The sequence below is a fragment of the Microbacterium wangyouchuni genome (assembly GCF_051546305.1).
In the GTDB taxonomy this organism is placed as follows: Bacteria; Actinomycetota; Actinomycetes; order Actinomycetales; family Microbacteriaceae; genus Microbacterium.
In genome coordinates this window covers 78,816-93,684 of sequence record NZ_JBPTMA010000002.1, presented here as the reverse complement: position 1 = coordinate 93,684, position 14,869 = coordinate 78,816, and the positions used below count along the sequence as shown (strand labels likewise).

Sequence of the window (14,869 nt, the reverse complement as noted above, 5' to 3'; positions counted from 1 at the left end):
TGTCCGGCGGTGCCCGCGACTCAGACCGGTCCGCTGCTCAAGCGATGCGTGTGCCCGGCGGCAGCATCCGCGCCGGCGTGCGCGTGCGCGCCCAGGCACCGGCGAACAGCCCACCGGCGATCACAATCTGGATGCCGAGACCGACGAACCAGCTCGGCACACTGTTGTCGATGACTTCCTCTGCCGTGGGCGTCATGTCGTTGCCCATTGCCGCGCACTCATCCCAGCGGTACTCCGCAGGCGACTGCTGTGCGCTGCGCAGACCGTACTTGATCTGGCCGAACAGGTCGACGGGCCAACCGCTGTCATCGAACGCTGTCGGTGTGGCATCGGCCAGCACCACGAAGGGATTAGCCGCGAGCGCCCACCAGACCCGATCGAATCGGGGTGTCTCGTAGGTGTAGCTGTCCCATCGCTCGCAGTCCACATTTCCGGCGTTGTCGTACGGGCGGCTGTAGCCGGTGACCTCGCTGCGCAGCGCCGTGCCGCCCAGTCCGAACGCAATGAGCGTGCCGATCGTCAGTGCCGCCACGACGAGGTACGTTGCGGCAACGGAGAACAGCGGGCGTGCAATGAGCCCGCTGAGCCCCACACCGACGGCTGCGACGATGATGATCTCGGCGGCAAGCACGAGCAGTGACACCGCAAAAGTCGCCGGGCGGACCCCGCCTCCGAACAGCGAGACTGCCAGGAACGGCAGCGCGACGAGCAGGAAGACCCCGCCGGTAGCGATTGCCGCCAGAAGCTTGCCGAGCATGATGTCGCCAGTGGATGCCGCGGTCACCTGCACTGCGGCAAGCGTCGCCGCCTCACGGTCGCCGTTGATGGCGTTTCCGCTGAGCGTCGGGGATACCAGGACGACAAGCAGCAGCACCATATTGACGACGATCGAGTAGACGCCCGCACCCGTCACCCCGGTATAGGAATACACCACGAACGCAAGACCGGTGACGGCGAGCAGGATCAAGGCGAAGATCCCGAGCAGGATGTACCAACCGACGCTGCGCAGGCGCTGTGTGAGCTCAAGACGCGCAACAGTGCCGATGTGTGCCAGGGTCATGATCCGGTCTCCGTCCGTGGCAGGTTGAGGAACCTATGCTCCAGCGCGCTCTGCGCCGGCACGAACTCACTCACCGCAAGACCCGCTTCCACGATCCTGCGCAGGCCGTCGGCAGCCGCCAGCTCGGATGAGAATCCGACGAGTAGGGCGGTTCGATCGATGCCGAGCGATTCCGGTGCCATGGACAGCGCCGTGGCGACCCGCTCCGCGTCGCCACGCAGCTGCCGTTCTCCGGATCCGGCAAGACGAATGCGCCAGGCGCGGACCGCCGATTGCGAGGGCGCGGCGTCCACGACGGATCCGGCCACGAGGAACACCGCATCATCGATGACCTCCTCAAGTTCGGAGAGGATGTGGCTCGAGATCAGCACCGTGCGCCCCTCACTCGCGAGTCGCCGCAGCAACCCGCGCAGCTGCACGCGAGCTTCCGGATCGAGACCGGATGCCGGCTCGTCCAGCAGCAGCACTTGGGGGTCGTGCACGAGCGCGCGGGCCAGCCCGAGCTTCTGCTTCTGCCCCCGCGAGAGCACTTTCGCCGGGGCATCCGCCAGGTCTACGAGACCAACCAGCTCCAGCAGTTCGGCGGCGCGCACGTGTGCGGCGGAGCGTTCCATGTCATAGAGCCGCGCAGTGGTGACGATCGTCTCCCGCGCCGTGAGTGACGGCCAGGCACCGAGGGCGTCCGGCATCCAGCCGAGAAGTCGGCGCGCGCCCAGGGGGTCGGCAAGCGGATCGATTTCACCGATGCGGATCATGCCGGTATCTGGCGCGAGCAGGGACGCCAGCATCAGCAGCAGCGTGGTTTTTCCTGCTCCGTTCGGCCCGATCAGGCCCGTCACCCGTCCCGGCGCGGCATGGAAACTCGCGTCTCGGACAGCCTGTACGTGGCCGAAGGCTCTGCTGACACCGTCAGCGACGATTCCGCTCATGCCGTCAGTCTGGCACCATCAGGACGCCGCGCTATGCGGCAGGCGCTCAGCCGCGGAAGAAAGCTACTCCGAGGTCTGGGTGGTCGACGAAGACACCGTCCACGCCGGTGCGTGCGATCGCCGCCCACTCCCCCTCATAGTCGCCGAATGCGGGCTTACCTCCATCGCCACGGAACTCCGCCGAAAGGAAGGCATTCTCGGGGCGGGCCGTCCAGGTGAAGACCTTCAGGCCACGGGCGTGGGCATCTGCGACGATTGTGTTCTGCTTGGCCAGCAGCATCCGCTTATTGACGCTGATGCCATCGACCTGACCGATCAGGCCATTCAGTCCCTCCGGTGTGACCGTCGCTTTGTACGTGGGTGCCGCCCGTCCGTGCGCGACAAGCTGATCGTAGGGGCGACCGGATGCCTCGATCAGATAGATGTACGACGCCGAGATGTCGTGCTTCTGCAGGTGCCGAAGCACGGTGGATTCGAACGCCTCGATCACCAGCGGAAGTTCGCCATCGGCCCACCCGGCCGCCCGCAGGTCGCGCACGATCAACGGCACGAGATCCAGTCCGATGCTCGCGAAGTACGTTGCGTGTTTGACCTCGAGCACGACGCCGATCTCGCGTCCGTGCTCAGCAGATGCGGCGCGCACCAGATCGAGAACATCGATCAGGCGCAGGATGCCCTGCGCGCCGTTGAACGACGCGCTCGAGGTGCGGATCTTCGGTAACCGCTCGGTCACCCGCAGCGTCGCCAACTCACTCCAGGTGAAATCCTCGGTGAACCACCCGGTCAGCGCTTCGCCGTCGATGCGTTTGGTTGTTTTGCGATCAGCGAACCGCGGATGCTCGGCGACATCAGTCGTGCCCGAGATCTCGTTCTCGTGCCGAACGACCAGGACACCGTCTTTGGTGGCCACGATGTCCGGCTCAACAGCATCCACACCCATTGCCAAGGCGAGCTCGTACGAGGACCGGCTGTGCTCGGGTCGGTAACCAGGCGCGCCCCGATGACCGATGACGAGGGGAAACTTCCTGGGCATGCTCTCAGCGTAGAACACCCCCTGCAAAGAAAACGCCCGCTATCGTTGAGGAAAGCGACCTATATACCCCACTTGGAGTGAGGCCCACCGATGAGCAATTTCGCGTTCAACAATCCCGCTTTCCAGAAGCAAGACCCCCGTAATGTGGCGACCTATCCGGGTAGCCCACAGGCCGGGGCTCAGACTGCTTCGTTCCAGCACGCCGGCATGGATGCTGCCGCGAACGCGCAGTTGGAGGGAATGTACGCCGCTCCCCCCGCCGGCGCCATCGAAACCGACCGGATGACTGTCGAGGACACCGTCTGGAAGACCGCAGGTCTCTTCGGGATTCTGCTGGTCACCGCCGTTATCGGCTGGATCTGGACGCTCGGTGGCACACAACTCGCCTCGGCGGCCTCCATCTCGATGGTGCCCTGGCTGATCGGTGCGCTCGGCGGATTCGTCCTCGCCATGGTGATCACCTTCACGTCGCGCAAGAAGGTACGCCCGGCGCTGATCTTCGCCTACGCGGCTCTTGAGGGTCTGTTCATCGGTGGCATCTCGGCGTTCTTCGAGATCATCTACCCGGGCATCGTCCTGCAGGCGACGCTCGCGACGCTCGCCGTGGTCGGTGTCACCCTCGCTCTCTTCGCCAGCGGCAAGATCCGCGCGTCCAAGAAGATGACCAAGATCTTCATGATCGCGATGGTCGGATACCTGGTCTTCTCGCTGTTGAACCTCGTACTCATGTGGACCGGCGTCAACGACAACCCGTTCGGCCTGCGCGGCGCTGAGATCATGGGCATCCCGCTCGGACTCATCCTCGGCGTGCTCGTCGTCTTCATGGCTGCCTACTCGCTGGTGCTCGACTTCGATCAGATCCAGCAGGGTGTGCGCAACGGCGCTCCCCGCCAGTTCGGCTGGATGGGCGGCTTCGGCATCATGGTCACCGTCGTCTGGCTGTATGTCGAGATTCTGCGCATGATCGCGATCGCTCGCAGCAACTAGTCTCTGTGCTTTAAGGGTGTCCGTCTCGTCCGAGGCGGGCACCCTTTCGCATTGAGGGCGCGCCTGTCAATGGGTTGCGTCGCTTTCTTGGGCGGAGCATGATTGCCTCACCGTCACCAACGACGTAAGGAGCACATCATGGGATTTCTTGGATTTCTTATTCTCGGCCTCATCGCCGGTGCAATCGCAAAGCTGATCCTGCCCGGCAAGCAGGGCGGCGGATGGATCGTAACGCTGATCCTTGGCGTCGTCGGAGCGCTCTTGGGCGGATGGATCGGAGGCATGCTCTTCGGCCGTGGCCTGGAGGAGTTCTTCGACCTCGGCACCTGGGCCCTCGCCATCGGTGGCGCGATCATCGTGCTCCTGATCTACGGTCTGATCGTCGGACGAGGTAACAAGGTCCGCGACTAACACCGACTACTCGGAGGCTTTCGCTTCCAGAAGGGCGTGCTCCCTGTCGTTCCCCGCAAGTTTTGCGGCGGTGGCGAACTCGGAGCGCGCCTCTTCTTTTCGTCCCAGACGCACCAGCATCTCACCGCGGGTTGCCGGCAGCAGGTGGTAGCCCGGCAGGGAATCGGATGCGACCAGCCGGTCGATAATGCGCAGAGCGGATGCCGGCCCGGTCGCCATCGCAACCGCAGCTGCCCGATTGAGCTCGATCACCGGCGAGGGCGCGATGCGGCCCAATGCCTCGTACAGCACGACGATCTGTTCCCAGTCGGTGTCATCGATGGCTGCTGCGATGGCATGGCACTCGGCGATTGCGGCCTGCAGTGCATAGGCGGTACGTCCGCCACCGAGTGCGTCGGCTCTGGCCAGCGCCGCCCGTCCACGGGTGATGCGACTACGGTCCCAGCGGGATCTGTCCTGATCGGCCAGAAGCACCGGCTCGCCCTTCGCATCCGCCCTGGCAGGAAAACGCGCGGCGGTGAGTTCCATCAGAGCGAGCAGACTGTGGGCATCGCGCTCTTTCGGCACGAGCGAAGTGAGTACGCGGGTGAGCCGGATGGCCTCGGCGCCGAGTTCGGGGCGCATCCAGTCTGCGCCGCTGCTCGCCGCGTGCCCCTCATTGAAGATCAGGTAGAGCACGCCGAAGATCGCGCTCAGACGTTCGGCATACTCCTCGCGAGGCGGCACTTCGAAGGGCACGTTCGCTGCGGTCAGCGTCTTCTTCGCTCGCACGATGCGCTGCTGCACTGTCGCAACCGGCACGAGGAAAGCGCGCGCGATCTGCTCGGTGCTGAGCCCCGCGACAACCCGCAGGGTCAGCGCGACACAGGCTTCACGCGAGAGCACAGGATGGCACGAGATGAAGACGAGCCGCAGCACGTCGTCGTCGATGACGTCGGGGTCCCAGGGGTCGGCATCCGCGGCATCAGCCTGTTCGCGTTCGAGGTCATGGGCGATCCCGGCGATGCGATCGTCATAGCGCTCTTGGCGGCGCCATCCGTCGATCGCCTTGCGTTTGGCGATGGCAGTCAGCCATGCTGCGGGATTACGCGGCACGCCCTCAGCGGGCCACTGCTTCAAGGCATCGATGAGGGCTTCCTGGTCGAGGTCTTCGGCAAGGCTGAAATCGCCGACCATGCGCGTGAGCGTCGCGATGATCTTGGCTGATTCGATGCGCCAGACAGCGGCGATGGCACGCTCCGCCTGCTCGACGGAGCGTGCCACCGCGTGGCCAGACCGATCGGTCATGACTCCTGCGCGCGCTTCGCCTGTTCGCCGCGCATGATCTCTTCCTTCTCGATCCACTCGTTGTCAGCAGGGAAGTCTTCGACTCCGGTGACCCGGCGCACCTCGAGAAAAGAGCCGGGGCCGAGCGGGGCGCGCCCTGCCCACTGCGCAGCTTCTTCCCGGGTGGAGACCTCGATGATCCAGAAGCCGTTGAACAGCTCCTTCGTCTCACCGTAGGGGCCGTCCGTGACCAGCGGCGTTTCCGCCGAGAAATCGACGACGAAGCCCTCAGCGGCGTCCGTCAGGCCCTCGCCGGCGAGAAGCACTCCGGCTTTCATCATCGACTCGTTGTACTTGCCCATGGCTTCGATGACCTGCTCGAATGGCACGTCCTTGTATGCCTCTACAGCCGCGTCGGTCGCTCGCATGATCAGCATGAACTTCATGATTGTTCTCCTTCAGTCGCGGGTCGTTTTAGACCCTCTCACTGAAGACGTCGAACGGGAAGAGCTCAGATCGACACAGAGCAGAAACTTCTTCGCGCTGAGATATCGCAGAACAGCACTAATTTCGCAGAAGCTGCCGAGGAACCTGCGAAATTCGTGTTGTTCTGCGAGAACAGTGCCTGCTAAAGCGGAAGCGGCTCGCGCCTACTCCCACTCAATGGTTCCCGGGGGCTTCGAGGTCACATCGAGCACTACACGATTGACGTCGCGCACACCGTTGGTGATGCGGTTCGAGATCTTGGCGAGCACGTCGTAGGGCAGACGCGTCCAGTCAGCCGTCATCGCATCCTCGCTGGAGACGGGACGCAGCACGATCGGGTGACCGTAGGTGCGGCCGTCGCCCTGCACGCCGACCGAGCGGACGTCTGCGAGCAGTACGACCGGGCACTGCCAGATCTCGTTGTCGAGGCCGGCCTTGGTCAGCTCTTCGCGAGCGATAGCGTCGGCCTCACGCAGAATCTCCAGGCGATCGGCTGTGACCTCACCAACGATGCGGATGCCGAGGCCAGGGCCCGGGAACGGCTGGCGTCCGACGATCGCCTCGGGAAGACCGAGGTCGCGGCCGATCTGGCGCACCTCGTCCTTGAAGAGGGTGCGCAGCGGCTCGATGAGTTCGAAGTCGAGATCTTCGGGAAGACCGCCGACGTTGTGGTGCGATTTGATGTTCGCGGTTCCCGCGCCGCCGCCAGACTCGACGACGTCGGGGTACAGCGTGCCCTGCACGAGGAACTTCACCGGCTCGCCGGATGCCTTGGCCTCGGCGACGAGGTCCAGCTGCACCTTCTCGAACGCACGAATGAACTCGCGGCCAATGATCTTGCGCTTCTGCTCGGGGTCGGTGACACCCTGGAGGTGACCGAGGAATGTGTCTGCGGCATCCACCGTGATCAGGCGCACACCCGTCGATGCGACGTAGTCGTTCTCAACCTGCTCGCGCTCACCCTTGCGAAGAAGTCCGTGATCGACGAACACGGCGGTGAGCTGGTCGCCGATCGCCTTGTGCACAAGAGCCGTGGAGACAGCCGAGTCGACGCCACCGGAGAGCGCGGAGATGACGCGGGCGTTGCCGACCTGCGCGCGGATACGCGCAACCTGCTCGTCGATGACGTTGCCGCTGTTCCAGTCCGCGGCGAGCCCGGCCGCCTTGTGGAGGAAGTTCTCGATGATCGCCTGGCCGTGATCGGAGTGCTTGACCTCGGGATGCCACTGCACGCCGTAGAAGCACTTCTCGGCGCTGCCGAATGCGGCGACCGGAGTATCTGCCGTGGATGCGAGCACCTCGAAGCCCTCGGGGGCACGGGAGACCTGGTCGCCGTGGCTCATCCACACGTTCTGGGTGCTCGGCTGGCCGCCCATCAGCACGCCGCCGTCGTTGGCGATGACCGCGTCGGTGGCGCCGTACTCGCGAAGACCGGTGTTGGCCACTTCGCCCCCCAGAGCCCGCGCCATGACCTGGAATCCGTAGCAGATACCGAGTGTCGGGACGCCGAGTTCGAAGATTGTGTTGTCCAGCGACGGCGCGCCATCGTCGTAGACCGAGGAGGGGCCGCCCGAGAGGATAAGAGCAACGGGGTTCTTCGCGCTGATCTCAGCGGCGGTGACCGTGTGCGGAACGATCTCGCTGTAAACGCCAGCCTCGCGCACGCGTCGCGCAATGAGCTGTGCGTATTGGGCGCCGAAGTCGACGACGAGGACGGGACGCTGGGCGGTGTCTGCGCTCATCGCGCTGCCTCCTGGGTCTGGGATTCAGCAGCGATCGCTGCTTCACGGGATACGAGGTAGGCCTTGACCTCACGGGAGACCTTCGCCTCCATGATGAACGAGAGCACGGGCACGATGCCGCCCAGGGCGAGCACGATGAACCGCGGGAACGGCCAACGCATCAGGCTCCACATGCGGAAGCAGGCGAAGAGGTAGACGACGTAGAACCAGCCGTGCGCCACGAGAATGAAGAGCGAGAGGTTTGCACCGCCCGCTGTCTGCCCCGTCGAATCGAGCTCGCAGCCCATCCCGCCCGGGACGAACAGCGAGTACCACTGGCATCCGTCGCCGACGATGACCGGCGCAAACCAGAGAAGGCCACCATCGCCACCGGCGAAGAGTTCCACGTGGATCGGGCTGTACTTCAAGATCATCTCGGCCAGCAGCAGAAGCAGCATGACGCCGGTGATGATCGACGCGATCTGGTAGAACGTCAGCGCCCCGCGGATCTTCGGGAATGAGGCGACTTTCGGTTCAAGCATGAAGTCCAGTCTAGCCGTGCCTGGGGTGGACGAACGCCGAAGACCGGCGGGATCACTCCCACCGGTCTTCGCGCGTTCGGTCAGCTCTCGGTGTCCTCGATCTCCCCGACTTTGCGGCGGCGTCGGAGCACGAGGAACCCGGCGCCGAGCAGCAGCAGAATCGCGCCGATCACGATGTACGGAGTGGAATCCGCACCGGTTCCTGGCAGCTGTCCGCCGCCGCCAGGAGCCGCGGTCACCACGAGTGTCGCCGTCGCTTCAGCACCATCGGGCTGAATGGCGGCGAGCGTGTGGTTGCCTGCTGCCGTGTTCTTCGGCACCGTGATGGTGGTGCTGAACGTTCCGTCTGTCGCGACCGTCACCGTGCCGACCTGCACCGGTGCAGAGCGCAGTTCCAGCACCAGCTCGAGGCCGGCTTCGAACCCTTCACCGCTGACGACCAGGGTGCCGCCGGCTACGACCGAAGTCGCGCCGAGCTTGATGGTTCCTGGTGCGTCCGGGGCATCCGGTGCGTCAGCGAACATGATCGGAAGCTGCACACTCGTGCCGGCTTCAGCCGTCGCCACGGTGAGCTCCTGAGCCCCGAAGACATCTTCGGGAACGGTGAAGGTCACGCTGGCTCGGCCTGCTTCATCGGTGGTGTCTACCGGCGTGGAGTCGACCGCAGCGCTTGCCAGCACCGACTCCCCGAGCGAAACCGTGACGTCACCCGGAGCCGCGTCACCACCGGTGAAGGCCAGCGAGGAAAGATCAAGTGTGACCTCATCTCCCGCACTGTAGCCATCGGCATCCGGGGCGCTCATCACCACGCCCACCGCGCGCTGCGCAAGATCCGGTGTTGCCGTGCCGTTGGCATCGAACCACTCCACCATCGAAGATAGGTCGCTCTTGCCGGTGTCGGCCTGGTTCGCACCGTCAGCCAGCGTGGTGAAGTTGTCGCCGCCGGATGCGAGGAACGAGTTCGCCGCAACCCGATAGCTAGCCTCAGCATCGATCGCCTCACCGTTCAGGGTGACGGAGGTGATCCGCTCCCCCGCTGCTGCCGTCGGATCGTAGGTGTACTGCACCCCTTCCGAGACGCCGAGCTTGAGGAACGGCCTGCTGGAGCCCTCCGGCTGCCACTGTTCCTCGAGCACGCTCTTGAGCTGAGCGCCGGTGAGGTCGAGAGTGACCAGAGTGTTCGCGAACGGCTGCACGGTGGCGGCCTCACGGAAGGTGACGTTGCCGTCCGGGTCAGCCGTTCCCGAGGAGGCGTACGTCAAATCGGTGCGGATACCGCCCGGGTTCATCAGCGCGAGGTCCGAGTCCGTCGCCCATTTGTGCACGTCTGCGACGAAGTTTCCGATCGTCGATTCGCCGCCGCGGTTCTCTGAAGCATCCGTCTGGCGCGCACGGTTGAAGTCGGCCGTGATCTCGCCCACCGGCTCTGCCCCGAGCACATCGGCCTCGGCGACAGCCGCGTCGACGATGTCCTGCACGCCCTGCACAGCGGGATACAACGGGGCCCCCTCCTCATCGGTGAGAGGCATGATCTCGTTGGTGATCGAGATGAGTTCCTTCGACTTGGCGTCGACCTGCAGGTTCATCAGACCGAAATTCTCGCCGTATTGACCGGCCGAGACAACGGGTCGACCGTCGATGACATGGTTATACGCGAGGTGGGTGTGCGCCGAGACGATCGCACTGACCTTGTCGTTCACGCCCGCGACGATCTCGCCCAGAGCCGATTCCGGGGTGATGCTGGCGACGTCGGTCGACGTCGCGCCCTCGTGGACGAGCAGGATCAGCACATCGGCCTCACCATTGGCATCATCACCGTCAGTAAGTTCATCGGCGACCGCGTTCACGGACTCCGCGATGTCGCGAACTTCGAGATCTGCGATTCCCTCCTGAGCGACGAGCGAGTCGAGCTCTTCCGTCACCGCGCCGATGAAGCCGACCTTCACACCATCGAGTTCCGAGACCCAGGCCGGAGCGAGCGCCGTCTCACCCGTTTCGGTCAGGAACACGTTCGAGGAGATGTACTCCCAGTCCGCGCGATCCTGCACGCGGTCACGCAGGTCTTCCCAGCCCTGATCGAACTCATGGTTTCCGGCGGCGCTGACATCGAGCCCCGCGGCGTTGAGAGCGTCGATCGTCGGATTGTCGTCAGCGATGAAGGATGTGAAAGTGGATGCCCCGATCAGGTCACCGGCTGCCGCGAACACCGTGTTCGCGTTCGCATCGCGCACCGACTGCACAGCACCCGCCAGAACCGCGGCTCCTGCAGCTGCTCCGTCAGCTTCGATGCGACCGTGGAAGTCGTTGATCGTGACGACGTCGATACTCACCGGCGGCACGGCGCTGGAGACGCCGACAACCACCGGATCGTGATCGCTGGAGCGGAACGGCGTGCCGGATTCAGCGGCGCCGAAGGAATAGCCGCGGTCGCTCCACTCGGGCGAGTTGATCGTCCATACGCCGGTGCCGGTCACCGATGCCGCCAGCGCGGGCGACGCGATGGCGTGATCGAGCGAACCGAGCTCGCCGTCGAAGGTGTAGGTGTACTGACCGGCGGCCTGCGCCGGTACCAGATCGGTCCAGCCGGCCTGGGCGAAGACCTCGATCGGGTCTTCCTGGGCGTAGGCGTTGAAGTCGCCGAGCAGGAGGATATTGTCGCTGCCGCTGCTCTCAGCCAACGTCTGCGTGAAGCCGAGCAACGATTGTGCCTGAGCGGTGCGGTCTTCGTTGAAGAAGCCCTGGCCGTCGGCCGGTTCGTCCCCGCCTTCCTCCGGCGGCGACTTCGACTTGAAGTGGTTTGCGACCACCGAGACGAGCTTTCCGTCGATGTCGAAGGTCTGCGCGATCGGTTCGCGAGCGTTGTCCCACACCTCTTCGTCGATGACCGTGGCGCTGTCACCGACGGGGGTGACGGCATCCGTCCGGTAGATGATCGCGTTGGTGATGACATCTGTCGTCGCGGTGTCTTGCAGGGCGACCGGGGTCGGCACATAGCCCCAGACCTCGGAGCCTGCTGCGGCGTTGAGCCCGGCAACCAGATCAGCGACAGCGGTGTCGACCGGCTTGCCGAAGTGGATGGAGTTCTCGATCTCCATCAGCGCGACGACATCTGCGCCGAGGCCGCTGATCGCGGTGACGATCTTGGACTTCTGAATCGCGAACTTCTCCGCGTTCGCCGCACCGCGTGCTTCCGAGTTTTCGCTGCGCAGTGTCGTGAAGTAGTTGAAAACGTTGAACGCGGCGATCTGCGCGTCACCGCCGACGTCGGGTGCGGTGTCGCTGCGCGGGTTCTCGGTCGTGAACGTGGCCTTGTACGCTGCATCGCTCGAGTCATCGATGGCAATGACGGGCTGCAGCCGCCAGTCGTCGAACCCGTACTGCAGCACATAGCCGTTCTCAGCGAAGGAGACGACGTCACCGTTGCGCACTGTCGTGCCGGTGGTGAAGTACGGTTGCTCGCCCGGGTGCGCATTGCTCACGACCTGCGAGTTCCAGCCATCATCGAGCAGAATGCGTTCGGCGCGGTTCTGCGCGGCGATCGTATTGGCATCCGAGCCCGGTCGCGTGGTCTCGGTGCTCTTGACGTTCAGCTCTCCAGGGTTGAGCCACAGCGTTCCGAAGTTGTAGAGCTGGTGACTGGATGCCAAGCGGTACGTGCCCGAAGGGGACACGAACATGTTCTCGTAGGCTTCACGATCCGTGCCGATCACCGAGTCCGGGAGCGGTGTCACCGCAGGCACGCCGACCGCCGCAGTCACGACGGCGACGTCTTGCTCAGCGGCGGGTGCGATCTGCGTCTGACCGTAGTTCTCCGAGACGACGCCGGTCACCGTGACGAGGTCGCCGATTTCGAGCGTGGGTGCGAGGTTGTTCAGGTAGACGAAGATGCCATCGGATGCCCCGGGCGTAGCATCCGTCTCGCCACCGCTTCCCGCGGTCTGAATCGAGATGCCCGCGTAGCCGCCGACACGATAGTCGCCGGTAACGATGCCCTCGACCGTGACTGTCTGGCCGACAAACGGCGAAGACTCGCCGGTGCCCTGCACAGCGGCGATCGACTGCGTTGCGGCAGAAGCCGGAGCTACAGCAAGCCCACCGAAGGCGAGAGCCGCAGTCGCGATGACAGCGAGAGCCGCGCGGCGTCCCCGACTGTGAAAAAAGGATGATCCTGTGCTCGGCACTGCACAGTCAGGAACAGACATCATTGCGGTAGTTCTCCTCGACGTCGACTCAAGAACTTCGCGCGCCGTCGTGAGGCACACGAAGAGGCGTCCCCCAGTACACACATCTATGTGTGATTCAGGCGCCTAGCTGTGAGCATATGGCTCCCCGCCGACATCCTCAATGGTGTTCGCCGAATGGCCACCACCGCGTCACCGTAAAACGTGCTCGTCAAGCGGCGGTCGCGCGTTCCTCGAACTCCTCGACTTCGAGCTCCCAGCGATCCTTCGCCAAGCGATACCAGATGTAGAAAGCGAAGCCCGCGAAAACAGCCCATTCCAGCGCGTAGAAGACGTTCAGCCAGTTGACTGTGGCGAGTTCTTCCGGTGCCGGGGAGACGATATCGATCAGTGCCTCAGGAGCATCCACAGCAGCAAGATAGGTCCGGTAGACCGACAGTTCCTCGATGTCGTGCCACTGCCCCAGCAGCATGGCCGGAGACATCCTGTTCATCGAGTGCGGGTCGTCCTTGGTCGGCAATGCCGTGCCCTCATCCGAAATGATGCGGCCCAGGACCGTCGATTCGGTGCCGGCAATCGTCTGCTCAAGAACGGATGCCGCGGCATCCGCTGATTCTTGATCCGGGGCCCACCCCAGCGCCACGGCGATCGAAGTGCGCTCGGCGACACGCAACTGGCCGGTCACCCAATACCCTTCGACGTCGTCGTTGAAGCGCGCTGATACGACGAGAAAGTCGTCGGCGATCCAGGTGCCGGTGGTTTCCACTCGCTGTCCGACATAGGGCTCGGGCAGATACTCCCCCGGAGAAACCACATCCCGGAGCTCTCGGACATCCTCGGTGATCCCCACCGGGGCGGGATCAGTATCGATCGCGCGTTCGAGCTGCCACTGCCCGAGGAACGCGAACACCCCCGCGACGACCAGGCACGCGATCAGCACTCCGATCCAGCGTGCACGGAGCATGACCTCGCGAAGGGTCGGTGGGAATTCCTGGGGTGTCGTCACAGCGTGCAGTACTCGTCAGGCCTGTTCGTATGGAGCAAGCACAACTTCGACGCGCTGGAACTCCTTGAGATCGGAGTATCCCGTGGTGGCCATCGACTTGCGAAGTGCGCCCATGAGGTTGGCTGTGCCGTCGGCGACCGGCGCCGGTCCGTACAGGATCTCTTCCAGCGTGCCGATGCCCCGGGTCTCGACGCGACGGCCGCGCGGAAGGTGCGGGTGATGAGCCTCCGGGCCCCAGTGGAAGCCCCGGCCCGGAGCATCCGTGGCACGAGCAAGCGCGACGCCGAGCATGACGGCATCCGCGCCCATGGCGAGCGCCTTGACGATGTCGCCAGACGTGCCCACGCCACCGTCGGCGATCACGTGCACGTAGCGTCCGCCGGATTCGTCGAGGTAGTCACGGCGGGCAGCGGCGACATCAGAGACGGCGGTGGCCATCGGGGCGTGGATGCCGAGCACCGCTCGCGTCGTGGATGCTGCTCCCCCGCCGAATCCGACGAGGACGCCTGCGGCGCCGGTGCGCATGAGGTGCAGAGCTGCCGTGTAGGTGGCAGCGCCGCCGACGATCACCGGAACGTCAAGGTCGTAGATGAACTTCTTCAGGTTCAGTGGCTCGGCCACGCTGGAGACGTGCTCAGCGGAAACGGTCGTACCGCGGATGACGAACAGGTCGACACCGGCCGCTGCGACGGTCTCGTAAAGCTCCTGCGTGCGCTGCGGCGTGAGAGAACCCGCGACCGTAACACCACCCTCGCGGATTTCCGCCAGACGTGACTTGATCAGCTCGGGCTTGATCGGCTCGGAGTACAGCTCCTGCATCCGCACCGTCGCCTGGGCAGCGGGCAACGAGGCGATCTCGGCGAGGAGCGGCTCGGGCTTCTCGTAGCGGGTCCAGAGACCCTCGAGGTCGAGCACACCGATGCCGCCGAGCTTGCCCAGCATGATCGCGGTCTGCGGGCTGACCACGGAGTCCATCGGAGCGCCGATGATCGGGGTATCGAAGTGATACGCGTCGATCGACCATGAAGTCGAGACGTCTTCGGGGTTACGTGTCCGCCGTGACGGCACCACCGCGATGTCGTCGAAAGTGTACGCGCGACGCGCGCGCTTGCCTCGGCCGAGTTCGATGTCCATGCTCACCCGTCCAGCCTACCCGCCCCGCAATATGCTTCCCACGTGCGTGAAGTGGCAATAGGCGCCACCTTGAGTGACACCGAAGTCCGAGAGGTGTCGCTCGTGGTCGCGTC

12 protein-coding genes are annotated in these 14,869 nt (G+C 64.5%); 2 read left to right on the top strand and 10 right to left on the bottom strand.

Annotation, left to right across the window (positions count from 1 at the left end; translation table 11 throughout):
- Window positions 1–37: 37 nt before the first annotated feature.
- From ACSS7Z_RS03810 to ACSS7Z_RS03800, 3 genes are read right to left on the bottom strand one after another with little or no spacing between them, the layout of a single operon-like run.
- Entirely contained in the window at window positions 38–1,060 is a 1,023-nt protein-coding gene (locus tag ACSS7Z_RS03810) for an ABC transporter permease (protein WP_438253153.1), read from the bottom strand.
- Entirely contained in the window at window positions 1,057–1,989 is a 933-nt protein-coding gene (locus ACSS7Z_RS03805; RefSeq protein ID WP_438253152.1) for an ABC transporter ATP-binding protein, read from the bottom strand. The genes ACSS7Z_RS03810 and ACSS7Z_RS03805 overlap by 4 nt, the downstream gene beginning before the upstream one ends.
- 46 nt (window positions 1,990–2,035) lie before the next feature.
- Window positions 2,036–3,022, bottom strand: a complete 987-nt coding sequence (locus ACSS7Z_RS03800) for a glycerophosphodiester phosphodiesterase family protein (RefSeq protein ID WP_438253151.1) — start codon at window positions 3,020–3,022, stop codon at window positions 2,036–2,038.
- A gap of 90 nt (window positions 3,023–3,112) precedes the next feature.
- Here ACSS7Z_RS03800 and ACSS7Z_RS03795 point away from each other — a divergent pair, with 90 nt between their 5' ends.
- Both ACSS7Z_RS03795 and ACSS7Z_RS03790 read left to right on the top strand, forming a co-directional pair.
- Complete coding sequence (locus tag ACSS7Z_RS03795) at window positions 3,113–4,009, top strand: Bax inhibitor-1/YccA family protein (RefSeq protein WP_438253150.1); 897 nt, start codon at window positions 3,113–3,115, stop codon at window positions 4,007–4,009.
- A 138-nt stretch (window positions 4,010–4,147) separates the two neighbouring features.
- Window positions 4,148–4,420 carry a GlsB/YeaQ/YmgE family stress response membrane protein gene (locus ACSS7Z_RS03790; protein ID WP_438253149.1) on the top strand — a complete coding sequence of 91 codons (273 nt, stop codon included), beginning with the start codon at window positions 4,148–4,150 and terminating at the stop codon, window positions 4,418–4,420.
- 6 nt (window positions 4,421–4,426) lie between these two features.
- Here the strand turns inward: ACSS7Z_RS03790 and ACSS7Z_RS03785 are convergent, their stop codons facing one another.
- The 7 genes from ACSS7Z_RS03785 to ACSS7Z_RS03755 all read right to left on the bottom strand — a co-directional run bounded on the left by ACSS7Z_RS03785 (window position 4,427) and on the right by ACSS7Z_RS03755 (window position 14,756).
- Window positions 4,427–5,707, bottom strand: coding sequence for an RNA polymerase sigma factor (locus ACSS7Z_RS03785; protein WP_438253148.1), 1,281 nt, complete (start codon window positions 5,705–5,707; stop codon window positions 4,427–4,429).
- Window positions 5,704–6,132 carry a YciI family protein gene (locus tag ACSS7Z_RS03780; RefSeq protein ID WP_438253147.1) on the bottom strand — a complete coding sequence of 143 codons (429 nt, stop codon included), beginning with the start codon at window positions 6,130–6,132 and terminating at the stop codon, window positions 5,704–5,706. Before ACSS7Z_RS03780 ends, ACSS7Z_RS03785 begins: the two co-directional genes overlap by 4 nt.
- A 204-nt stretch (window positions 6,133–6,336) precedes the next feature.
- Window positions 6,337–7,914: a glutamine-hydrolyzing GMP synthase gene (gene guaA, locus ACSS7Z_RS03775; protein WP_438253146.1), complete on the bottom strand. Its 1,578-nt coding sequence runs from the start codon at window positions 7,912–7,914 to the stop codon at window positions 6,337–6,339.
- Entirely contained in the window at window positions 7,911–8,435 is a 525-nt protein-coding gene (locus ACSS7Z_RS03770) for a DUF3817 domain-containing protein (RefSeq protein ID WP_438253145.1), read from the bottom strand. The genes guaA and ACSS7Z_RS03770 overlap by 4 nt, the downstream gene beginning before the upstream one ends.
- Before the next feature lie 80 nt (window positions 8,436–8,515).
- Window positions 8,516–12,640 carry an ExeM/NucH family extracellular endonuclease gene (locus ACSS7Z_RS03765; protein ID WP_438253144.1) on the bottom strand — a complete coding sequence of 1,375 codons (4,125 nt, stop codon included), beginning with the start codon at window positions 12,638–12,640 and terminating at the stop codon, window positions 8,516–8,518.
- Window positions 12,641–12,827: 187 nt separating this feature from the next.
- Window positions 12,828–13,622, bottom strand: coding sequence for an SURF1 family protein (locus ACSS7Z_RS03760; protein ID WP_438253142.1), 795 nt, complete (start codon window positions 13,620–13,622; stop codon window positions 12,828–12,830).
- A 15-nt stretch (window positions 13,623–13,637) separates the two neighbouring features.
- Window positions 13,638–14,756 carry a GuaB3 family IMP dehydrogenase-related protein gene (locus tag ACSS7Z_RS03755; RefSeq protein ID WP_438253687.1) on the bottom strand — a complete coding sequence of 373 codons (1,119 nt, stop codon included), beginning with the start codon at window positions 14,754–14,756 and terminating at the stop codon, window positions 13,638–13,640.
- Between the last annotated feature and the right edge of the window lie 113 nt (window positions 14,757–14,869).

Bases quoted from the DNA above. Each gene is read 5' to 3' on its own strand.
- ACSS7Z_RS03810 (WP_438253153.1), bottom strand. From the start codon at position 1,060: ATGACCCTGGCACACATCGGCACTGTTGCGCGTCTTGAGCTCACACAG.
- ACSS7Z_RS03805 (WP_438253152.1), bottom strand. From the start codon at position 1,989: ATGAGCGGAATCGTCGCTGACGGTGTCAGCAGAGCCTTCGGCCACGTA.
- ACSS7Z_RS03800 (WP_438253151.1), bottom strand. From the start codon at position 3,022: ATGCCCAGGAAGTTTCCCCTCGTCATCGGTCATCGGGGCGCGCCTGGT.
- ACSS7Z_RS03795 (WP_438253150.1), top strand. From the start codon at position 3,113: ATGAGCAATTTCGCGTTCAACAATCCCGCTTTCCAGAAGCAAGACCCC.
- ACSS7Z_RS03790 (WP_438253149.1), top strand. From the start codon at position 4,148: ATGGGATTTCTTGGATTTCTTATTCTCGGCCTCATCGCCGGTGCAATC.
- ACSS7Z_RS03785 (WP_438253148.1), bottom strand. From the start codon at position 5,707: ATGACCGATCGGTCTGGCCACGCGGTGGCACGCTCCGTCGAGCAGGCG.
- ACSS7Z_RS03780 (WP_438253147.1), bottom strand. From the start codon at position 6,132: ATGAAGTTCATGCTGATCATGCGAGCGACCGACGCGGCTGTAGAGGCA.
- guaA (WP_438253146.1), bottom strand. From the start codon at position 7,914: ATGAGCGCAGACACCGCCCAGCGTCCCGTCCTCGTCGTCGACTTCGGC.
- ACSS7Z_RS03770 (WP_438253145.1), bottom strand. From the start codon at position 8,435: ATGCTTGAACCGAAAGTCGCCTCATTCCCGAAGATCCGCGGGGCGCTG.
- ACSS7Z_RS03765 (WP_438253144.1), bottom strand. From the start codon at position 12,640: ATGATGTCTGTTCCTGACTGTGCAGTGCCGAGCACAGGATCATCCTTT.
- ACSS7Z_RS03755 (WP_438253687.1), bottom strand. From the start codon at position 14,756: ATGGACATCGAACTCGGCCGAGGCAAGCGCGCGCGTCGCGCGTACACT.